General features: G+C 73.5%; 16 protein-coding genes. 6 read left to right on the top strand and 10 right to left on the bottom strand.

From position 1 onward, the window contains the following. Positions 1-42: 42 nt before the first annotated feature. Together eccB and eccD are read right to left on the bottom strand one after the other, a co-directional pair. Complete coding sequence (gene eccB / locus CC117_RS26665; RefSeq protein ID WP_071088907.1) at positions 43-1,557, bottom strand: type VII secretion protein EccB; 1,515 nt, start codon at positions 1,555-1,557, stop codon at positions 43-45. A 16-nt stretch (positions 1,558-1,573) separates the two neighbouring features. Beyond that, positions 1,574-3,049 (bottom strand): type VII secretion integral membrane protein EccD, encoded by a 1,476-nt coding sequence (gene eccD, locus CC117_RS26660; protein WP_241830451.1) that lies wholly within the window; start codon positions 3,047-3,049, stop codon positions 1,574-1,576. Between the two features lie 44 nt (positions 3,050-3,093). Here eccD and eccCa point away from each other — a divergent pair, with 44 nt between their 5' ends. Both eccCa and CC117_RS26650 read left to right on the top strand, forming a co-directional pair. After that, entirely contained in the window at positions 3,094-7,110 is a 4,017-nt protein-coding gene (eccCa, locus tag CC117_RS26655) for a type VII secretion protein EccCa (RefSeq protein WP_071088905.1), read from the top strand. A 104-nt stretch (positions 7,111-7,214) separates the two neighbouring features. Beyond that, a complete protein-coding gene (locus tag CC117_RS26650; protein WP_071088903.1) occupies positions 7,215-8,498 on the top strand; it encodes a sensor histidine kinase in 1,284 nt (427 codons plus the stop codon). Here the strand turns inward: CC117_RS26650 and CC117_RS26645 are convergent. The 3 genes from CC117_RS26645 to CC117_RS26635 are packed head-to-tail and all read right to left on the bottom strand — an operon-like array spanning position 8,399 to position 11,755. Next, complete coding sequence (locus tag CC117_RS26645) at positions 8,399-9,973, bottom strand: hypothetical protein (RefSeq protein WP_071088901.1); 1,575 nt, start codon at positions 9,971-9,973, stop codon at positions 8,399-8,401. The two genes, CC117_RS26650 and CC117_RS26645, sit on opposite strands and share 100 nt — an antisense overlap. Beyond that, positions 9,963-10,625 (bottom strand): response regulator transcription factor, encoded by a 663-nt coding sequence (locus CC117_RS26640; RefSeq protein WP_071088899.1) that lies wholly within the window; start codon positions 10,623-10,625, stop codon positions 9,963-9,965. The genes CC117_RS26645 and CC117_RS26640 overlap by 11 nt, the downstream gene beginning before the upstream one ends. Beyond that, positions 10,625-11,755 carry a hypothetical protein gene (locus CC117_RS26635; protein ID WP_131803141.1) on the bottom strand — a complete coding sequence of 377 codons (1,131 nt, stop codon included), beginning with the start codon at positions 11,753-11,755 and terminating at the stop codon, positions 10,625-10,627. The genes CC117_RS26640 and CC117_RS26635 overlap by 1 nt, the downstream gene beginning before the upstream one ends. Before the next feature lie 352 nt (positions 11,756-12,107). Between CC117_RS26635 and CC117_RS39395 the strand changes: the two genes are divergently transcribed. Then, the gene (locus tag CC117_RS39395) at positions 12,108-12,992 is read left to right on the top strand and encodes an RICIN domain-containing protein (protein WP_241830450.1); all 885 of its coding nucleotides are present in this window, start codon (positions 12,108-12,110) and stop codon (positions 12,990-12,992) included. Positions 12,993-13,638: 646 nt separating this feature from the next. After that, the gene (locus CC117_RS26620; protein ID WP_071088726.1) at positions 13,639-14,082 is read left to right on the top strand and encodes a VOC family protein; all 444 of its coding nucleotides are present in this window, start codon (positions 13,639-13,641) and stop codon (positions 14,080-14,082) included. A gap of 301 nt (positions 14,083-14,383) precedes the next feature. Here the strand turns inward: CC117_RS26620 and CC117_RS38260 are convergent, their stop codons facing one another. The 3 genes from CC117_RS38260 to CC117_RS26605 are packed head-to-tail and all read right to left on the bottom strand — an operon-like array spanning position 14,384 to position 16,286. Then, entirely contained in the window at positions 14,384-14,758 is a 375-nt protein-coding gene (locus tag CC117_RS38260) for a hypothetical protein (RefSeq protein ID WP_071088893.1), read from the bottom strand. Further along, positions 14,755-15,633, bottom strand: coding sequence for a GNAT family N-acetyltransferase (locus CC117_RS26610; RefSeq protein WP_071088945.1), 879 nt, complete (start codon positions 15,631-15,633; stop codon positions 14,755-14,757). Before CC117_RS26610 ends, CC117_RS38260 begins: the two co-directional genes overlap by 4 nt. 35 nt (positions 15,634-15,668) lie before the next feature. Further along, positions 15,669-16,286, bottom strand: coding sequence for a TetR/AcrR family transcriptional regulator (locus CC117_RS26605; protein WP_198541995.1), 618 nt, complete (start codon positions 16,284-16,286; stop codon positions 15,669-15,671). Positions 16,287-16,348: 62 nt separating this feature from the next. Here CC117_RS26605 and CC117_RS26600 point away from each other — a divergent pair, with 62 nt between their 5' ends. After that, positions 16,349-17,629, top strand: a complete 1,281-nt coding sequence (locus CC117_RS26600; protein ID WP_071088891.1) for an MFS transporter — start codon at positions 16,349-16,351, stop codon at positions 17,627-17,629. A gap of 166 nt (positions 17,630-17,795) precedes the next feature. Here the strand turns inward: CC117_RS26600 and CC117_RS26595 are convergent, their stop codons facing one another. Next, positions 17,796-18,713: an NADP-dependent oxidoreductase gene (locus CC117_RS26595; protein ID WP_071088889.1), complete on the bottom strand. Its 918-nt coding sequence runs from the start codon at positions 18,711-18,713 to the stop codon at positions 17,796-17,798. Positions 18,714-19,016: 303 nt separating this feature from the next. On the opposite strand from CC117_RS26595, the gene CC117_RS26590 reads away from it, so the two are divergent. Further along, positions 19,017-19,238 carry a hypothetical protein gene (locus CC117_RS26590; RefSeq protein WP_071088887.1) on the top strand — a complete coding sequence of 74 codons (222 nt, stop codon included), beginning with the start codon at positions 19,017-19,019 and terminating at the stop codon, positions 19,236-19,238. 393 nt (positions 19,239-19,631) lie between these two features. Here the strand turns inward: CC117_RS26590 and CC117_RS26585 are convergent, their stop codons facing one another. Continuing rightward, positions 19,632-20,306, bottom strand: coding sequence for an IS3 family transposase (locus tag CC117_RS26585; RefSeq protein WP_084132847.1), 675 nt, complete (start codon positions 20,304-20,306; stop codon positions 19,632-19,634). Between the last annotated feature and the right edge of the window lie 387 nt (positions 20,307-20,693).

The following is a 20,693-nucleotide window of genomic DNA, read 5'->3' as shown; positions in this document are numbered from 1 at the left end:
CGAGGTGGGAGGGCTGGTCGGGCTGGTGGGTGCCGGGCCGGCTCATCCGGCCGCCCGACCGATCAGGTCGAGGGACGGTCCCCGTGGCAGCAGCAGGGGCAGCTGCCGGGGCACCTCGATGGCCTGCTCGAGCCGGTAGCCGAGCGCCTCGACGGCGTCCGGCGTCAGCGGGAAGGCGGTGCCGGCGCCGTCGACGAGCAGGCACTGCTGCTGGTCGACCGGGACGTCCGCGTCGGGCACGAGCAGCGCGCCGCCGCGCGCCTGGACCCGCACGTCGACGTCGACGTCCGCCTCCGGCGTCCCTGCGGGGAGTGGTCCGGGCGCGAGCACCAGCGCGAGGGCGGGGTCCGTCGGCGCGCCGGAAGCGGGCCCTGCCGGAGGCGGCGGCTGGGCCGGCGCGCCCGGCGACGCCGTGGCGCCCGCCACGCGCGCCCGCCACGCGGGCTCGGTGCTGCGGGCGAAGACCGCGGGCACGCCCACCGTCTCGACGCAGACCGCGGCCGTGTCACCCCGCGGTTCGACGATCACGGGCGGCCGCGCCGGCAGCAGGCTCGCCGGCTCGGCGACGCGGGCACGCGGGGCCGCCGCGAGCTCCGCCGACGTGATGCGGCGCGCGGGCGCGGTTCCCGGCTCCGCCTGCGTCAGCGCGAACTGGGTCGCGGTGAGCGGCGCGAGACCGGTGGGCAGCAGCAGGTAGTAGGCCGTCTGTCCGGCGGCCGTGGCGACCGCGAACAGGTCACCCCGCGACGTCGGCCGGCCGCCGATGTCGGGGCCGGGGGTGCCCCGTTCCGGCACGGCCACCGGTGCCAGCTCGGGGCCTGCGGGCACCAGCTCCAGGAAGGCCGCGGGCACGGGGACGGAAGCGGTCCCGCCCCAGCCGAGCACGTCCGCGGCCCAGGGCCGGGCCAGCTCCAGCCGGCGTCCCCGCCACAGCAGGTAGTCGGTGCCCTCCGACGAGACGAGCAGCCCCTCGTCGCGCCCGACGCGGGCCGCCGCGGGCGGGCCGGCGACCTCCACGACGATCCGGTCACCGGCGCCGCCCGCCGGCCGCGGCCAGTTCGCCACCGCGGCCGCCGTGTCCGCCGTGTCCGGTGACCCCTGCGCGCATGCCCGCCACACCCCGGCGTTGAGCCGGCCCGCGTCGGGCAGGATCTCGGGGCCGCCGACGACTCCGAGCGGGGCGCCCCGCGGCACCCCGGCCAGCCGCGAGCCGGCCACTGTCAGCGGCTTGACGTTCCCGTCGACCAGCAGCCGCGCCGAGGCGACATTGCGGACCGGCCGCAGCACGCCGTCGAGGAACAGGAATCGGGTGCCCGTCGACCTGTCGATGATCAGCACGCCGGGCTGGCGCCACGCCGTCGACCCGCCGGAGGCCAGCCAGGCCCAGGCCGCGACCCCGCCGAGCATGAGCAGCGCGACAACCGACCCCGCGACGAGGCTGCGGACGTCGCGGCGAGTGGGCGACTCCAGCGCGTCCGGGTCGGCGCGCACGAGCGCCCCGGTGAGCCGGAAGTTCAGGTACCGCTGCGCGTCGACCTGATCACGACGGGACTGCATGTCAGCTCACCGCCGCTCAGTTCACCACGGCGCGGACCAGCGAGATCCCGCCGAGCACGCTGACCACCAACGGCACCGCCAGCACGAGCGCGGCGGTGTGCGCCCAGTCGCCGGCCCGCCCCCACATCGGGGTCAGCCGCCGGCGGGCCAGCACCCACGTGACCGCGACACCGGCCGGCACCAGGGACAGGGCGAGCCACAGCGCGACCTCGTCCCCGAACGAACCGGGCCGCGGCACCAGGAACAGCAGGGCGGCGAGCAGGCCGGCGCAGGCGGGCAGGCCCAGCGCCAGCCGATGCCAGGTGCTCGTCATCGGGCGCAGCGCGAGCAGCTGGGCGAGCGCGACGAGGACGACGAGGGTGGCCGGCACCCAGCCGGGCGCCGCCGCGAGCCGCAGCAGCGCCCCGCCGGAGATCACCCCGCAGGCGGCGTGCAGCGCCGTCATGTACCGGTCCGCGGCCGCCGTGCGCGCGAGGACCTCCGCGCCGGGCTCGGGCTCGATGTCCTCCTGCAGCTCGTCCGGTTCGACCGGCAGCGGCGGCAGCGCCATCCGGGCCAGCTTGAACGCGAGGACCGGGACTGCGGGGCGCAGAGCGACGCTCAGCATCAGGGCGACGGCGGCCGTCGCGGTCCAGCTCAGCCCCGCCCCCGAGACCAGCCAGCTCACCACGGCCGCGGCCAGGGCCAGAGTCAGCACGGCGGTACCCACCTGCAGCAGCGCCTCGACCCCGGACACCGCGGCCAGCAGGGCCAGCGCCACCAGTGTGCCCACCCCGGCGGCAACGAGCAGCAGACCGGCGGGCCCGGGTACGGCGCGTCCCGGTCCGGCGTCGACGAGCGCGCACAGCACCGCCTCCACCGTGGCGGCCACCCCGGCGGTGCCGACGAGCGCGGCGAGGGCGGCGTCGCGCAGCAGGCGCCCGGCGACGGTCGCCACGGCGGCCAGCACCACCGCGACGACGGCGAGCGCGACGGCCCGCCCCTGCCCCAGCGCGCCGACGCCCCCGCGCCCGCCGAGCAGCGGGACCACGAGCACCGTCACGAGCGGCGCCGCGAGCACGGCGAGGGCGGCGAGGCGGGTGTTGCGCGGCCGCCAGTGCCCGGACCGGGAGCGCATCCCGGTCGCGACGCCGTCGATGAGGTCGTCGAAGTCGAGCGGGGGGAGCTGGTCCGAGCGGGGCCGGACGTAGAGCGTCTCCCCGTCCAGCAGGTCGTGGTCGGCGACGGTCGCATCCTCGTCGAGCGGGGTCTCGCCGAGGCGCTGGAGCACCCAGCCGCTGTGCTCCAGGCCGCGGTCGGCGAGATCGGGCCCGAGGCCGCGCAGCAGCGCCGGCATGAGGTCGGACAGCGGGATGTGGGTGGGCACGGACAGGTCGACCTGGCTGGTCGGCCCGACGACGAGGAGGCGGCACACCTCCGCCGTGCTGTTCTGCACCACGCCCTCGGCACGGGTCCGGCGGCACACCCGGTTCGCCAATGTGACCCAGATCACACTACAGGGGCAACCGTTCGGCTCGGCGCGAGCGTGTAGTGGATATGCCCACGGTTGCCTTCCGCCGCCCCGCCCGCCGCGTCGGACCGGAGATGCCGCACGGCGACATCACGCTCCAGGAACCGCCGGCCGTGCCGGAGGTGCAGAGCACCGGCATGCGCGCGCTCGTCTACATCATTCCCGGGATGCTGATGTCGGGCGGCATGATGTTCGCCTTCATGGGCCGCTCGATGTCCGGCGGCTTCGGCCTGGCGATGATGTGCGTGATGGTCCTCGGCATGGGGGCGATGGGCGCCACGCACATGGTGACGCAGTCCGGCGACCGCCGGCAGAAGATCGGCGGTGAGCGCCGGGACTACCTGCGCTACCTGTCCCGGACCCGCCGCGAGGTGCGAGGCTACGCCGAGAAGCAGCGCGCGGCGCTGGCCTGGCGGCATCCGGAGCCGGAGTCGCTGTGGTCGGTGGCGATGACGAGCCGGTTGTGGGAGCGCCGCCCGGCGCACCCGGACTTCGGTGAGGTCCGGGTCGGCACCGGCACCCAGCGCCTCGCCGTCCGGATCACCCCGTTGCAGACCAGCCCGGTGGAGGACCTGGAACCGGTCTGCGCGAAGGCGCTGCGCCGGTTCACCCGCGCCTACACGACCGTCCCCCGCCAGCCCGTCGCGCTCTTCGTCCGCGGCTTCGCCCGGCTGCGGGTGGACGGCCCGCGCGAGCACGCGCTGGGTGTCGTGCGGGCGCTGCTCGCGCAGCTCGTCACCTTCCACGCCCCGGACGAGCTGCGCCTGGCCGTCGCCGCCGCGCCGGACCGGGCCGAGGAGTGGGGCTGGGTCAAGTGGCTGCCGCACGCGCAGCACCCGGCCGACCGCGACGCCGCCGGCCCGGTGCGGGTGTTCGGGGAGTCCCTGGAGGACGTCGAGCGGCTGCTCGGCCGGGACTTCGGCGAACGGGCCCGGTTCGAGAGCGGCGCGACGCCCTCGCAGACCGAGCCCTACGTCGTCGTCGTGAGCGACGGCGGCCGCATCCCGGCCGGATCCCGGTTCCTGGACTCCGGCTACCGCAACGCGGTCCTCATCGACTTCGACGCGCACGGCGGTGGGGACGCCCGTCGCGTGCTGCACCTCGACGTCACCGCCGAGGAGATCCACACCGTCGAGCGCGACCGGGTGGGCCGCGAGGTCCGGACCAGGCTCGCCGCGCCGGACCTGCTGTCGCGGACCCGGGCGACGACGCTGGCCCGGCTGACCGCCCGGCACAGTGCCGGGGAGAACGCCGAGCGCGCCGACGACGGCCTGACCCGCGACCAGGACCTCGCCGACCTGCTCGGCCTCGGCGACCTGGAACGGTTCGACGCGAAGGCGCGCTGGGCGGCCGGCGGCCAGGGCAGCGGGCGGTTGCGGGTGCCGATCGGGGTGGCCGCCGACGGCTCGCCGATCGAGCTGGACATCAAGGAGTCCGCCGAGGACGGCATGGGGCCGCACGGCATGCTCATCGGCGCGACCGGCTCCGGCAAGAGCGAGCTGCTGCGCACGCTGGTGCTCGCACTCGCCGTCACCCACTCGTCCGAGACGCTGAACCTCGTGCTCGTCGACTTCAAGGGCGGCGCGACCTTCGCCGGCCTGGACCGCCTGCCGCACGTCTCGGCCACCATCACCAACCTCGCCGACCAGGCGTCAATGGTCGACCGGATGCGCGACGCGCTGCACGGGGAGCTGATCCGCCGCCAGGAGCTGCTGCGCGCGGCGGGGAACTTCAGCTCGGCGCGCGACTACGAGCAGGCCCGCGCGGCCGGTGCCGCGCTGGAGCCGCTGCCCACGCTGTTCGTGGTCATCGACGAGTTCAGCGAGCTGATCGCCGCGCACACCGAGTTCATCGACCTGTTCGTGATGATCGGCCGGCTGGGTCGTTCCCTCGCCGTCCACCTGCTGCTCGCCTCGCAGCGGCTCGACGAGGGCCGGGTCCACCAGATCGAGGGCCACCTGTCCTACCGGATCGTGCTACGGACGTTCTCCGCGATGGAGTCACGGGCCGTGATCGGCGTGCCGGACGCCTACGAGCTGCCCGCCTCCCCCGGTAGCGGCTACCTGCGCTCCGACGTCGCCACCATCACCCGGTTCAAGGCGGCCTACGTGTCCGGCCCCTACCGGCTGCGCTCCACCCGGGTGCGCCAGGAGGTGATCGAGAGCCAGGTGCTGCGCTACGACACGGCGTTCGCGCCGGTCGTCGTCCGGGAGTCGGCCCCGGAGCAGGAGCCCGAGGCCGGCCGTCCCGGCGGCGGTGGCGGGCCCGGCGCGAACACGGTGCTGCAGGTCCTCGTCGACCGGCTGGTCGGGCAGGGACCGCCCGCCCACCAGGTCTGGCTGCCGCCGCTGGAGCAGGCACCCACCCTCGACCAGGTGCTCCCGCCGCTGCTCCCGGACCCGGACCACGGCCTGCGCCCGGTCGATGACACAGGCGTGGGCGGGCGGCTGCGGGTGCCCGTCGGCGTCATCGACAAGCCGTTCGAGCAGATCCGCGACCTGCTGATGATCGATCTCGGCGGCGTCGGCGGGCACCTCGGGATCGCCGGCGGGCCGCAAAGCGGCAAGAGCACGCTGCTGCGCACGCTGGTCTGCGCACTCGCGCTCACCCACTCGCCGCGCGAGGTGCAGTTCTTCGGGCTGGACTTCGGCGGCGGGTCGCTCACGGGCATCGCCGACCTGCCACACGTCGGCGGCGTCACCGGCCGGCACGACCCGGACCGGGTGAACCGGACGGTCGCGGAGGCGCTCGCCGTGCTCACCGACCGGGAGCGGCGCTTCGCCGACCTCGGCGTGACCGGCATGGCTGACTACCGCGCGGCGGTCGCCGCCGGCCGGGTACCCGAGGAGGAGTTCGGCGACCTGTTCCTGGTCGTCGACGGGTGGTTCACCCTGCGCCAGGAGTTCGAGCAGGCTGAGGAGGGCGCCCGTGAGATCGCCGCCCGCGGCCTGAACTACGGCGTGCACCTGCTGCTGACCGCCGGCCGCTGGTCGGAGCTGCACCACTCGATGCGGGACAAGCTCGGCTCCCGGCTGGAGCTGCGGCTCGGCGACCCGGTGGAGTCGGGCATCGACCTGCGCGCGGCGGCCGCGGTGCCGCGGATCCCGGGCCACGGGATCACCGACACCAAGCTGCACTTCCTCGCCGCGCTGCCGCGCATCGACGGCTCCTCGTCCGTCGACGACCTCGCGCACGGCACCCGGCACCTGGTCAGCGCGGTGGAGGACTGCTGGCCGGGGCCGCGGTCCCGCACGGTGCGCACGCTGCCGGCCGTCCTGCCGGTGACCGACCTGCCCGCGCCCGAGGGCGCGCTGCGGGTCGCGCTCGGCGTCGACGAGAGCAGGCTGGAGCCTGTCTGGCACGACTTCGAGGCGCTGACCCACCTCACCGTGCTCGGTGACGACGAGAGCGGCAAGACCAACCTGCTGCGCCTGCTGGTCCGCGCGATCACCACCCGGATGACCCCGGCGCAGGCACGGATCATGGCGGTGGACTACCGCCGCCGGCTCTTCGACGACATCCCGGAGGCTTACCGGCTCGGCTACTCGGTCTCGTCGGACAGCACCACGGCGACGGTGAAGGAAGCCGTCGCCGGTCTCACGCCCCGACTGCCGGGCGCCGACATCACCCCGGAGCAGCTCCGCAGCCGAGACTGGTGGCGGGGGCCGCGGCTGTTCGTGCTCGTCGACGACTACGACCTGCTGACCGGCGCGGACAACCCGCTCGCGCGGCTGGTCCCGCTGCTGCCGCAGGGCGGCGACATCGGGCTGCACGTCGTCCTCACCCGGGCGGCCGCCGGGGTGATGCGGATGTCCATGGACCCGGTGCTGCGCCGGCTGCAGGAGCTGAACACCCCTGACCTCGCGTTCTCCTGCCCCCGCGGCGAGGGGCCGCTGCTGGGCGGGACGAAGCCGCGGACACTGCCGCCGGGCCGGGCGCTGTTGTGCACCCGACGCGGCAGCCGCCTGATCCAGACGGGCCACGTCCCCGTGGACGCGGGCGCCGGGGCGGACGCCGACGCCGGCGGTGACCCTCGCCGGTGACCCGGCGGCGCGGTCATGACGGCCGTTCTCGAGCCTCGGCCGCCTGCTGCCGGCTACCATCCGGTCGCCGCACGATCGGCCGGGCGGCGAGGACGGAGGGCCCGATGGCACCAGCCGCGGTCGGCCCGCACTTCGGCGACGCAGGATCCGGCGATGCAGGATCCGGCGACATGCGCTCCGGCGCCGGGTTCGCCGAAGCACACCTGGACCCGGCCGACCCGGCCGACCCGGCCGACCTGGTCGGCCGGGTGCTGCGGCTCGCGGCGGCGCTGCCGTCCAAGGGCCCGGACGCCGGGGACCTGACGCCCATCGCGGAGCTCGTCGGACGGGCGCTCGGTGCGCTGTCCGTCACGATCGACATCGCGGCCGAGGGCGACCAGCCGCCACTGACGCACCGCTGGATACCAGCCGCCACCGCCCCTGCCGACGCCCACGCCGACGATGACGCCGACGATGACGCCGACCCCGACGATGCTGCTGGCACCGCAGCCGCTGACGCTGTTCCCGGGGCGTGCCCGGCGCGGCGACCGGACGAGATCAGCCGGCCGATCCACCACCAGGGGCACCGGCTCGGCGTGCTCACGGTCGTCCCTGCCGATGACGACCCCGAGCACGCGGCGGCGGTGGGCCGGGTGGCCGGCGTGCTCGGTGTCGTCATCGCCGTGGCGATCGCCGGCCGAGACCTGCGCGCGACCCGCACCCGGGTGCGCCAGGCCCTGGGCCAGGAGGCCGACCTGCGCTTCCGGGCGGCGTCGCTGCTGGAGAGCGAACGGCACGAGCTGGAACGGGACCTGCACGACGGCGCCCAGTTGCATCTGGTCTCTCTCCAGCTCGCCGCGGCTCTCCTCGACCACCAGCTCGACACCGGGTCCTCCCCCGGCGACGCCGCCCGGCCCGGGGCGGGGGGCGTGGACCGGGGCGCCGTCCGCCGTTCCGTCGCCGATCTCGGCGCCCGGCTACGCCGCACCCGGCGGCTGCTCGCGGACACCGCGGCGGGGGTGATGCCGGCGCCGCTGCGGACGTCGGGTCTGGGGCACGCCCTCGATCTGGTGCTGCGCGAGACGGCCGGCGTCACCCTGGAGATCTCGCCGGACGTCCAGGCACGCCGTTACCCGCCCGCCGTCGAGGAGGCCGTCTACTTCACCTGTCTGGAGGCGGTGAGCAACACCCGCAAGCACGCCGCGGGCTCCCCGGTGGTGGTCACGGTGCGCGACACCTATCACGGCCTGTGGTTCTCGATCACCGACACCGGGCCCGGGCTCGGGCGGGTGTCGACGAGCGAACTGGGCTACCTGCGGAGCCGGCTCGGTTCCGTCGGGGGGACCATGCGGGTCGGGCGTGGCGTCGGCGGCGTCGGCACCGAGATCATCGGGACGGTGCCGATCTGAGCTCCGGCCGGCGTCGGCGCCGGGCCGGGCGCGCCCGGCCCGGCGCCGACGGCGAAACCGGCCCCGAGGAACCGTTCCGCCAGCCACAGCTCGACCATCGCCGCGCCGTCCGCCGTGACCTCGAAGCGCACCCCGCCGCCCAGCGCGACCATCCGGCGGGCATCGTCGGCCAGGCCGGCCCAGACCAGACCGAGATCACGCGGCCGTGGATCGCACACTCGCACGACGAGCCGCCCGTCCACCCGCCGCAGATACACGGTGAGCACACTCTCGTCGGCCGTCGAGGCACCCGGGCCGGCCCGCTGGCCACCGCCCGGATCGTCGGTGACCGGCTCGTCAGCGACCGGCTCGTCAGCGACCGGCTCGTCAGCGACGGGCCCGGCGGTGACCGCGTCCGCGATGACCACGCCGGCGGTGGACATCATGGTGAGCGCGGCCGCGGCGCCGTGGTACAGCGCTGACTCGACCTCCCAGCCGACCCGCCGGCCGAGGTCGCCGACGAACCGCACCGGGCGCGGGAGGTGCGCCGTCAGCTCGACCAGCGCCGCGCCCGTGCCCCGGGCGCGCAGCGTCACCGGGGCCACCGCACGGACCACGACCCGAAAGTCGTCGACGAGTACGTCGAGGGCGGCGCGCATTCGGCGCAACGCCGCACACGGGTCGCCCTCCTCTGGGCCGCCCTCCCCTGGGTCGTCCGCCCGCTGTTCGTCGAACGCCGCGACGCACGCGAGCCAGTGCCCCTCCACGTCGGTCAGTGCGCCGTCCGCGCCGGCGAGCACCCAGCCGGCCAGCCGGCGCCGCTCGGCGTCGCACACCCACGCGAGCTGGTGAGCGAGCCGGTCCCGCCGGTCGTCGAGATGCTTCTCCCGGCGTTGCTGCTGACCCAGCGCCGCAGCCAGCCGGTCCTCGCGCAGCACCAGCGCCACGCAGTCCTGCGTCCGCTCGAGCAGGCCCGCTGGCAGGCCCGGTGCCACCAGGTCGTCGGCCCAGCAGGCGACGGTGATCATACCGACCAGCCGCGCGCCGTCGCGGACCTGGACGGTCGCGCCGGCGGGACGACCCGCGCGTCTCGCCAGGCCCGCGAGACCAGCGGACCAGGCCGAAGCGGCGGAACCCGCAGAGCCGGCCGAACCGGCGGATACCGCGGAGGCGGCAGTGGCGGCAGTGTGGAGTCGCCCGTCCGGCCCGAACGCGCGGACGACAAGCGGCGTCCAGCCGGCCGACGGTCGTACCGGCCAGGAGGCGGCCGAGGTCCACAGCACGGCCCGGGCCGGTGCCGCCGCCCGGGCCAGGTTCACCAGGAAGGGTGCGAGCCGGTGCACGAGCGGGGTCTGTGCCGGCAGCGGAGAGATGTCGTTCGCCAGGATGTCCGCCGGCTCACGCCAGGCCGCACCTGCCGAGACGCCCCCACGGAGTCCACCGACGCGCCCACCGACGACGGACACCAGGCCAGCCGACACCGGGTCAGCCGACACCGGCGCCGATGCCCAGGTACCGCAGCACGGCCAGCACCCGGCGGTGATGGACGGTGGCGTCGCCGGTCAGGCCGAGCTTCGCGAAGATGCCAGCGATGTGCTTCTCCACCGCTTTCCCGGACAGGAACAGCTCGGTGGCGATGCCGTTGTTGGAGCGGCCCTCGGCCATGAGCCGCAACACCTCCAGCTCCCGCTCGCTCAGCGCGGCGAGCGAGGAGGCGCGGGGCGTCGGGCGGTCGACGAGCTGGCGGGCCAGCACCGGCTCGATGACGAGCTCCCCGGCCCGGATCCGGGCCAGCGTGTCGGTGAGCACCTGCACGCCGGCGATCCGGTCCTTGAGCCGGTAGCCGATGTGATCGGTGCCGATCTCGAGGAACCGGGTGAGGTAGTAGCTCTCCGCGTAGTGCGACAGCAGCAGCAGGCCGACGTGCGGATGCCGCTCGCGGACCCGGCGGGCGGTGAGCAGGCCACCCTCGGCGCCCGGCGGCATCCGGATGTCAAGGATCGCGACGTCGGCCTCGTTGCCGTCGAGCAGGGCGAGCAGCGCGTCACCGTCCGGCACGCAACCGACCACCTCGTGGCCCGCCGCGGTGAGCAGCAGGACGAGCCCCTCCCGGAACAGCACGCCGTCCTCGGCGAGCGCCACCCGCATCACGACCGCCCCGGCGGGCTGACCAGGCTCATCCGGCCGTCGGCGGTCACGGCCAGTACCGTCGCCGCTTCCCGCATGGCCCGCGGCTCGGCGGGCTCGGCGGGCTCGGCGGGCTGCTCGGCGGCTGGTGCCCTCGGCGGCTCCGCTGCCGCTGGGCTCCGCGGCCCGGCCACCGGCGGCTGCGGCCCGGCCACCGGCGGCTGCGGCGCGGGCACCGGGAGCACGCGCTGCGGGGCCGGTATGGCCCACCGCACCCGTCGCGCCTCGTCCTCCGTGGCGCCGGCGGGGAGCACGACCCGCAGCCGGCGCCGCGCCGGTGCGGGCAGCTCGTCGGTGAGGCGGCCGAGGGCCGCAAGCACGGCGTCGGTCAGCTCGGCGGCCGGTCCCTCGACGGCCAGGTCGAGGTGCGCTGGGTCGAACGCGGCCAGCTCCGCTCCCGCTCCCACTCCCACTCCCGGCTCCGCTCCCGTTCCCGGCATCGCGCCCGCCACCCCTGGTGCCTGCCCACCAGCTCGTGCCGGCGGGCCCGCCTGCGGATCCGCCGACGGTGGGCTGGCCTCCCGACCTGTCAGCAGGCCGGCCGGGACCAGCCGGACGACCCAGTCATCGACCAGGCGGTAGGTTCCGGGCCCCTGCTCGTCAAGGCCAGGCAGGGGGAGGTGCCCGGGCAGCAGCACCGGGGCGGTCGCGGGCGCGTAGCGGTAGGTCGAGCCGAACGGGCGCCAGGGCGGGCCGCCGTCGTCGGCGACCGCGACGACGCACGGGGCGCCGTGCGCGTCGGCGAGCAGCAGGCCGTGGCGCACGAGGAGCGGCCGCCCGGTCAGCTCGGCGAGCCGCTGGGGCAGGCCGCCCGGCTCGCCGTCGGCCGCCACGGAGCCGTAGACGGACAGCACGATTTCGTCGCGCCGTGCCTCGGGCAGCCCGCCCATCAGCGCGGCGAGCGCCGCCGCGGTCGGCGGCGGGGAGCCGGGCCTGCCGATGATCAGCGTGGTCCGCCCGTCCGGGTCGGGCACGGCGACGAACGCCGGGTCGTCCAGGCTCGGGCCGTCGTCTCCGGGCGAGCGGACCCACCAGCCCGCCGGCACGGCGACCGCATCCAGCGCGAGCCCGGCGCCGGATTCCGGTGGCATGTTTCGCGCATCTGTTCCGATCACGGTGCACCCGTTCGCATTCCTTGGTCCTCCCGGAGCTTCCCGCTGTTCGGGTCCACTGGTTTACCTAAATTTCATCGGGACGCACACAGCCGGTCGACGGCCGGACGTTCGGTCGTTCACCCGCCAACAACCTCCCCGCCTATCATTCCGGACAACTCGCATCATTAAGACACTATTATCTCGATCCGGCGGTTCTCCACGAAGATCGCGTGACGGCGGTGCCCTGTTGGCTCGGGCACGCCCGCCGGCGGCACACCGTGACGGCGAACGCACGGCGGCTGGCACGGCGAGCGCGCCACTGCCCCGGCGCACTGGGAAGAGGGACCTGATGTCCGTTCGCACCGGGCGCACCCACCTCAGGCGATGGCAGCTGATCTGTGCCTTCGTCGCCCTGCTCGGCACGACCTCCACGATGATCGGCATCGCGGCGGCGCGCGGCGCGCGGTCGTACTACTCCTGGGACGGGCCCTCGTCGCTCGCCGCGGCGAACGCACGCCACTCGGTCGCGGGCCCCAGCCCGGCCCGGCCACGCCAGGCGTGGCCGACGGCGAGCCGACCGAACCCGTCGGCGCACGTCCCGGTGACGGGCGCACCGGCGAGCTCGGCCGCCGTGGCGCCCGGTGCGGGCACGCGCGCACCGGCGCGGGCCGCCACCTCGGCGCTCCCCGCGCCGGCACCTGGGCGCACGGAGGCCCGCCAGACGGCCCCGGCCCGCGTCGCGACCACCCGGCCGGCTGCCGCCCCACTCCCCGCCGCCCCACCCCCAGCCGCGCCGGCACCGCCGCCTCCGGCCGCGCCACCAGCACAGATCCCACCCCCGAACCCGGGGCCGTACACCGTGATCCTCACCAACTCCGCCAGTGGGCTGTGCCTGGACAGCAATGAGATGGGCCAGGCCTACGGGCATCCCTGCAACGGTGGCTCCTTCCAGCGGTGGACCCACTACGGTGCCGGTCCGAAGGTCATCGTGGACGTCGCCACCGGCCTCTGCCTGGACAGCAACACAGCCGGCGACGTCTACACGCTCGCCTGCAACGGCGGCGACTACCAGCGGTGGACCGTCTACGGGACCAACCCGACGCTCCTCGTCGATGTCGCGACGGGCCGGTGCCTAAACGGGGACGCGGCCGGTCCCAGCGGGACCGGCGCCCTCTACACCGTCGGGTGCGGCAGCAGCGAAAACCAACGCTGGAAGCCCACCGGCGCAGGGTGATTCCCACCACAGAATCGGCCCGCCGCAGCACGGAGGCGACACGCTCCGCCTCCACCGGGAATGCCGTCACCCCTTTTGTCGTGCCGCCGCCCAATGTTCATCAAAATGTCGCCATGCGGCGCTCGAATATCCGCACATCAGCCGAACGCACGACGATAGAATCGCGATTCTTCTGCGTTCTCGGCAGTCTGCGAGCCATGCGCACCGACCCAACGAAGAGGCCGGACCCGGCCGGCCGAGAGCCGGGTATCACCGCCGCCCTTCGCCGTCACCGAGCTGCCGCCACATCCGCGCACCCGGTCATCCGCGCACCCGGTCATCCGCCAGCCGTCGGGCCGTCCGGGCACCGGGTCACCGAGCCGCAGCTCCATGCGTGGGGCGAACCTGGCACTGCGGGGGTCCGGCCGGGCACGCGCCGGTACGAGGCGTGGATCATGCCGGGCCCCGCCGAGCGGGGAAGGCACGCTGGCAGCGCCGCGCACAGCGATCCCCTGGACGCCCCGCACGAGACCACCCGGCGGTCTGGCGCGCGGACGCTCCGAGCACCACCGATGAGTTCCGCCGGCCCGCCTGGTCTACCAGGACGTACCCCGTCGCACTACCCACCTGGAGACCCGCCGTGACCACCCCCGCACACCCTGGCCGCATGCTGTTCGTGAACATCCCCGTAGCGGACCTCGAGCGCAGCAAGGCGTTCTTCGCGAAGCTCGGGTTCAGTTTCAACCCGAGCTTCACCGACGAGACCGCCGCCTGCATGCTGGTCGGCGAGCAGGCCAGCGTCATGCTGCTCAGCCACCAGAAGTTCGCGGAGTTCTCGAAGCTGCCGATGGCCGATCCCGCCACGCACGCGCTGGCGCTCTACTGCTTCAGCGTGTCGTCCCGCGAGGAGGTCAACACGGTCACCGAGGCCGCGCTGGCCGCGGGCGGCGTCGAGGCGGACGGCCTGGAGGACTACGGCTTCATGTGCTCACGCAGCTTCTTCGACCTCGACGGCCACGGCTGGCAGGTCATGTGGATGGATCCGGCGGCGGCGCAGAACGGCCCCGAGGAGTTCGCGACCTCGACGCAGGGTGCCGACGCCCCTGCCTGACCTGACACCAGGCGCGGGGCCGGCGCCGCCCGCCCCTCTCACGAAGTGACGCTGACGACGCTGAAGGCCTTCGATGCCGGACGGCGCCAGCGTGCCCACCTGGCCGACGAGACTCCACCGCCGACGATTACTTTCCGCAGTCATGCCTGGGACCTCTAAGGATAGTTGTGGTTGCAACGTCACCGGCACGTCATCACCAGGACCAATTGATCTTGGTTCGGGGGCTGGAAATCACCATCCGTCCAGTCTCCACACGGTCGGCGACCAGGGGCGACGCCCAGCGACCGCGCCAACCGAAATATCATCTACCGAATCGATCATGATCGCTGGCGCCATCACCCGGCCCTCCCGGCGCTGGCGCCGGCGAGGGAGGGCGGCCGGCGAGCAGGGCCAGGTCGAGGTCCAGGTCCAGGTCCAGGTCCAGCCAGACCCGGTCACGCAACGCGATGCCGTCGATGACGAGACCCGACGGATAGCCGGTCGCCACAACCTGAAGATGGCCCACGATCCGCGGGCCGAGCCGCGCGACCAGAACTCGGCCGAGGTCAAGATAGGCGTCGAGCTGGGTGGYGGAGTCCTCGGCCAGCTCGAACAACACGCGAAGATCACTGCGGTGCCCGTCGTAGAGCCCGATGCGCGGGGTGCCGGTCGTGGCGGTCGGCTGCGTGGCCGTCACAGCTGCCTGACCAGGATGGCCCGGGTGTAGAGCAGGTCGAAGCCGGCCCGCTGCGCGTTCTGCTGGGACTTCGAGCCCGGCTGGGTCGTGACGACGGCCAGGTCGCAGCCGGCCGCCTCGGCGTCGGCGAGCCGGGCCGCGAGCAGCGCGGTCTGGATGCCCCGGCGGCGATGTGCCGGCGCCGTAGCGGCGCCGGTGAGCTGCGCGATCCCGTCGCGCATCCGCATGCTGGCCCCGCCGGCGAGCACACCGTCACGTAGCGCGGCGTAGCGCGCGGCCTGGGTGGCCCCCGCGAGGTCGCGCACGGCTCCCCTCACGGCCTCGCGCGGGAACTCCTCATGGGACGGGACTCCCTGCGTGTCGGGATGGGCGACCCCGTCGACGACGACGTCGAGCCATCGTTCGAGCTCGCCTTCCTCGCTGGTTCGGATGTCGATGCCTTCCGGAGTGTCGCCGCCGCTGCTCGCGTCGAGCGCGAGGCCAAGCACGTTCTCGAACGAGACGAGCCGATAGCCACGCTCCGTCAGAACTGTGCCGATCGTCGGGTCGGCGAGGTGCGCGAGCTCGACCTGCGTGGGCACGCCATACGTGGTGAACGCCCGTTCGATCTCGTCCAGCTCGGCCGCGCTCGGCGCGTCGCCGAAGCCGAGCCCCGCGACCTTGTTGAACGGCGAGTCCGCCTCGGCGAAGCTCGCCACCCCGCCAGCGACAGGCAGGACGAATCCCGCGGCGTCGCCGCGCCGGTGGCGGGTGGCGGTGCTCGCGGCGGCGATCAGCTGAGCCTCGGCCCGCTCGATGCGCGTGGCCAGCGTGGTGTCACAGAACAGTGGCACGTGACGGGCGGTGACCGGTGGTCGAGACTGCGCAGTTCTCATCATCGTGTCTGCCTTCCGCGGTGCCGGTCGGGTGCTCAGCTCGGACTGTCGGTGGTGGCGTCCATGACGAGGACGGCGAGTTCCCGGGCGCGCCGTGCGGGCCCCTGAGTGCCAAGCGCGGCGGTCGACGCGTAGAGCCCTTCGATGACCAACGCGAGGCGATCAGAGATCGCCTCGGCGGCCGCGGTGTCGCGATCAGGTAGCTCGCGGGCGAGCTCGTGCAGCCTGCCTCGGACCCAGGCCTTCACCGCCTGGGCACTCGCGTGCGCCGCTGACGTCGGATCGGGGTACTCGGCGAGCACCATGAGGAACGGGCAGCCGCGGAACGCCTCGGCCCCGGTGACGGTGACCAGCGCGTCGAACATCGCCAGGATGCGGTCGCGCGCCGGGCACCGCGGGTCGGACGTCAGCGACTCGATCCAGTCCCGGTAGCCGGCGGCGTAGCGGTCCACGTAGGCCGCGACCAGCTCGTCCTTGGACCGGAACAGGCGGTACAGCGTCGTCGGGGCGACACCGGCCTCGGCCGCGATCCGGTCGACCCCGGTCGCGGTGATCCCCTGCCGGTAGAACAGGTTCTCGGCCGCGTCCAGGATCCGTTGCCGGGTCTCGACCGCCGGGCGGCGGGTGCGCGCAGGAGCTGGGGGCCGAATCACGGTTGCGATGTTAGGGAACGTTCCCTAACATCGCAACCCCCGCCAGCCAAAGGATCCGAACGATGTTCGCCAACGCCAACGCCAACGCCAACGCCACCGAGCCGCAGTCCGGCCACGCGCTGGCCCGGCGACTTCGGCCGCTCCAGGTCGGGGTGGCGCTGCAGAACATGCTGCTGTGGGTCCCGGTCGAGAAGATGTTCATGGCGCAGATCGGTTTCGACGCCGCGGCGATCGCGCTGGTCGCGGCGGTCTACGCCACGGTCGCGACGGCGCTGGAGGTGCCCTTCGGCATCCTCGCCGACCGGTGGAGCCGGACCGGCATGATGATCCTCGCGACCCTGGCACTGGCGGCCAGCTCCGCGGTCGGCGGCCTCAGCACCACACCGGCGGCCTACGCCGGCGCAGCGGGCCTGCTCGGCGTCTTCTTCGCCCTCGACTCCGGCACGGTGGAGAGCATCATCTACGACACGGTCGTCGAGGAGACCGGCTCCGGCGACGGGTACGAACGCTGGATCGGCCGGGTGCACGTCGTCGAGGCAACCGCGCTGGTCCTCAGCGCAGTCCTGGGCGGGCTGCTCGCCGCGCTCACCTCGGCCCGGGTCACCTACTTCGCCACCGTCCCGCTCGTCACAGCCGCGGTAATCGCGTTCCAGCGCTGCCGCGAGCCGCGGCTGCACCGACACACCGAGCGCGCCACCTTCCAGCGGCAGGCCCTGGCCACCGTCCGCGCGCTGACCACCGACCGTGCGGTCCGCCCGGTCGCGCTACTCACCGCCCTCACGGCCGTCGTCACCATGATGGTCTTCGAGTTCGGGCCCCTGTGGCTCGTCTCGCTGCACGCGCCAGCCGCGCTGTATGGGCCCTACTGGGCAGCACTCGTTTCGACCGGAGGCCTGGGCGGCTGGCTTGCCTCCCGGACCCGGCTCGACCGCCTGACCCTGGCCATCGGGATCAGCGCCACACTGGTGCTCGCGGCCGCCCTGCCCGCGCTCAGCCACACCCTCCCCATCGTCATCGCCGGCCAGGTCCTCGTCGCCCTGGCAGCCGCGATGATCGGCGTTCGAGCTGGCCGGCTGCTGCACGACGCGGTCGGCGCGCACCTGCGAGCCGGCGTCTCGTCCGGCGCCGGCACGCTGTCCTGGCTGATCTTCCTGCCGGTCTCCGTCCTGTTCGGGCAGCTCAGCCGCGGCCACGGCCTGCAGACCGCTGGTCTGCTGATCGCGCTGCTCGCCCTCCCAGTAGTCGCACTGCTGACACATACGGCCCGCCGACCGTCACCAACCACTCCTGCCGGCCACCAGGCCGCCGAACCCACCGGCGAGCCGATGCCCACCACCGGCTGAGCCAAGGCAAAGGCAAACGCCAGACAGCAGCGAGCTGTCCGCGCGCGACGGACGCCACGACCGACGCCAGGTGTCGATCGTGGGCGCCGCCGTGACGCCCGGCGATCGAAGAATCGAGAAATGGGTCTGGACCCGGGCCGGGTTATGGCCCCGGATCCACCGCCTCTTATGGACGAACGCGGATGATCGTCTTCCCCTTGCGTCGCTCGGTCGGGTTGAGGGCAGCGACGGCATCGTCGAGGGACGCGACGTCGCTGATGTTCGTCCGCAGGCGTCCGTCCCGCACCCGCCGCACGACCTCACCCAGTTGGGCACGATCGGACTCGACAACGAAGTCGACCACCAGGCCGTCGGCGGGCCGCGCCTCGGTCGGTCCGACGACGGACACCAGCGTTCCCCCGGCCCGAACCAGACCCGCGGAACGCCTCTGGATGTCTCCGCCGATGACGTCGAACACCAGGTCGACTCCGCCGGCGTCGTCCAGCGCGTCGTTCTCAAGGTCGACGAACTCCTGCGCGCCGAAGTCGAGCGTCTTCTGGCGGTCGGCGGCGCGTCCGGTGCCGATGACGTAGGCGCCGAACTCACGCGCAAGTTGCGTCACCATCGTCCCGACTGCGCCGGCCGCGCCGTGCACGAGGACGCTCTRCCCTGCCCGAAGGCGGCCGTGCTCGAACAGTCCCTGCCACGCGGTCAGGCCCGAAATCGGCAGGCTCGCGCCCACCGTGAAGTCGACGTCGCCCGGCAGCGGCGCGAGGTTGCGTGCCTCGATCGCCACGTACTCCGCGAGCGTGCCGTCGCGATGYCAGTCCGTGAGGCCGAACACCCGCTGTCCCACCGACAGCCCCGTCGTGCCATAGCCGAGAGCGGTGACCACTCCGGCCAGCTCATGCCCGGGGATCGACGGCGTTCGGTCACGGCCGAGGCGATCGGTCCAGGTCGAGGGCCACGTCAGCTCAGTCGGGACGAATCCCGACGCATAAACCTCAACGAGGACGTCGTTTATCGCTACTGGCGGCTCGGGCCGCTCCACCAGCGTCACCCCGGCCGTTCCCGCAGCCTGGTCCGTCACCACAATCGCCTTCATCAGGCACCTCCCTGTATCCAGTCCCCGCCGCTGCACCATGAGTTCTGCCCGGCCTTCACGAGCGTCGTCAGCGAGGCGGGGAGTTCATCGATATCCTCCCTCATAGTTTCGTTCTCGACTTTCACGGATTCCTTGATCGCAAAGCTTTGTCTTACCTCGCACCGTAAGTGGTCCGTTCAAAGCCTGGTGAGCTGTTTCGTGAGGGCGTTCGTCTGAGATGGTTTGTCGCCTCGGGTCGACGTCCCTTTCGGGCGGTTCCGGGGCTGTGGGGCGGTCCGGGTGGCTGGCGGAGTGCGGTCAGGCGTGAGGCCGGCTGTCAAGGACCTGCTCGGCGCGGACCGGCTGCTGGTACGCGAGGTGCTGGAGCAGGGACTGGCTTCGGGTGAAACCGCACTGTTGCTCGATTCACTGGATGAGACGCACGATCGGCGCGGCGTGGTCGTCGGCGAGATCGCGGGGTTCTGGAACATCGCGGCGACCACGAGCGGTACGACGGCGAGGGCGACGAGGTACACCGCGACCTGACGGCGATCCATCCACGCGACCAGACCGCCCCGGGCAGCCGGGGCGTCCGCGTCCTGGGACACCGTCCGGCTCCTCCACACATCCGCCCGCCCGGTATGTCCGCGCCGTCCTCGCAGCTCACCGGCACCACACCGCCGATGCCGGTCACGGAGCGGTGCGTCTCACCGCAGGGTCGTCCGTGCGGAGTCTCGATGGGCACGAGGGGTGGGCAGGCCCAGATCGATCGGGCCGGGAACGGTCCGGCAGGCCGCACGGCGGCGACGGCGGACCACGACGGCCCCGACAGACGCGACCGCCGCCACCACGGCTAGTAGATCGTCGCCCAAAATCCCCGGCGATCTTCCCAATGCGCCACCGGCGGCCGCCCCGGAGACCGCATCCCCGGCCGCCCCGTCACCGCCTCCACCCAGCCCGGCTCTCGTCCCACGCCCACACCTCCGAATCGAGGTGTTGCGACGACCAGTTGAATTCACCTTGGCTTCCCTGATCGGAGTGATGAATGACGCCGGGGGCGGGGCGGCGGTGTTGGAGTGCCATGGTGAGCGCGTCGGCCACGAGCGGGGTCTTCTGTTCGTCGGACATGGACCAGCCCACGATCCGGCGGGAGTACAGGTCGAGGACGACCGCGAGGTAGAGCCAGCCCTGCGCGGTCGGCACGTAGGTCACGTCGGCGGTCCACACCTGGTCCGGGGCTGGGGCGGTGAAGTCGTGGTTGACCAGGTCTGGCGGCAGGTGCGCGGCCCGGTCCCGGCGGGTGAGGCTGACGCGGCGGCGTCGGCGGATCCCTTGCAGGCCGGCCTGTCTCATCAGTCGTGCGACGCGCTTGCGGCTGGTCCGCACGCCGGCAGCGGCCAGGTCGGCGTGGATCCGTGGCGCGCCGTAGGTTGCCCGGGRGGCCGCATGCACGGCGGCGATCTTCGTGGTCAGGGTCTGGTCGTCAGCGGACCGGGCGGACTGTGCGCCGCGGCGGCGCCAGGCGTAGTAGCCCTCGCGTGACACACCGAGCATGCGGGCCAGGACGGAGACAGAGTGGTGTGTTTTCTCCGCGTCGATCAGAGCGTACTTCATTTCTGATCGGTCTGTAGGGTAGGCGGCTGGCGCGGTTGCATTGTGGCTGTAGGCGCTGTRGTCCGGTACTTTTGTCCGTGAGGTTTCCCCGCACGTTTCTCATCCCGGCCCGCCATGGCGATGCCCCGTTTCCAGCCGCCCCCCGTCGATCCGTGCATGAGGTTCTCCCTCACACGGCTCACCGACATCGTTCACCGTTCAGGCATACGTCGTCACCCGTCGAGTCGTCCCGCTGAGCCGGTATACCCCGAGCCGGGAAAGCCAGGAGGGGTCGTGGCGTCGGCCCCATCCTCGCCCGGTCTGTTGGTGTTTCCGGCTGGACAGAATAGCCAACCTCATGTGGACGTAGCGATCAACCGCTGCAAGCTGCCGCGAGGAGTTCCCGTG

The sequence above is a fragment of the Parafrankia colletiae genome (assembly GCF_001854655.1).
GTDB lineage: Bacteria > Actinomycetota > Actinomycetes > Frankiales > Frankiaceae > Parafrankia > Parafrankia colletiae.
This window is presented reverse-complemented; position numbering and strand designations above follow the sequence as displayed.

What these genes read in the sequence shown, in the direction of transcription:
- CC117_RS26600 (WP_071088891.1), top strand. Translation starts at nt 16,349, where the DNA reads ATGTTCGCCAACGCCAACGCCAACGCCAACGCCACCGAGCCGCAGTCC.
- CC117_RS26650 (WP_071088903.1), top strand. Translation starts at nt 7,215, where the DNA reads ATGGCACCAGCCGCGGTCGGCCCGCACTTCGGCGACGCAGGATCCGGC.
- CC117_RS26620 (WP_071088726.1), top strand. Translation starts at nt 13,639, where the DNA reads ATGCTGTTCGTGAACATCCCCGTAGCGGACCTCGAGCGCAGCAAGGCG.
- CC117_RS39395 (WP_241830450.1), top strand. Translation starts at nt 12,108, where the DNA reads ATGTCCGTTCGCACCGGGCGCACCCACCTCAGGCGATGGCAGCTGATC.
- CC117_RS26635 (WP_131803141.1), bottom strand. Translation starts at nt 11,755, where the DNA reads ATGCCACCGGAATCCGGCGCCGGGCTCGCGCTGGATGCGGTCGCCGTG.
- CC117_RS26640 (WP_071088899.1), bottom strand. Translation starts at nt 10,625, where the DNA reads ATGCGGGTGGCGCTCGCCGAGGACGGCGTGCTGTTCCGGGAGGGGCTC.
- CC117_RS26610 (WP_071088945.1), bottom strand. Translation starts at nt 15,633, where the DNA reads ATGAGAACTGCGCAGTCTCGACCACCGGTCACCGCCCGTCACGTGCCA.
- eccCa (WP_071088905.1), top strand. Translation starts at nt 3,094, where the DNA reads ATGCCCACGGTTGCCTTCCGCCGCCCCGCCCGCCGCGTCGGACCGGAG.
- eccB (WP_071088907.1), bottom strand. Translation starts at nt 1,557, where the DNA reads ATGCAGTCCCGTCGTGATCAGGTCGACGCGCAGCGGTACCTGAACTTC.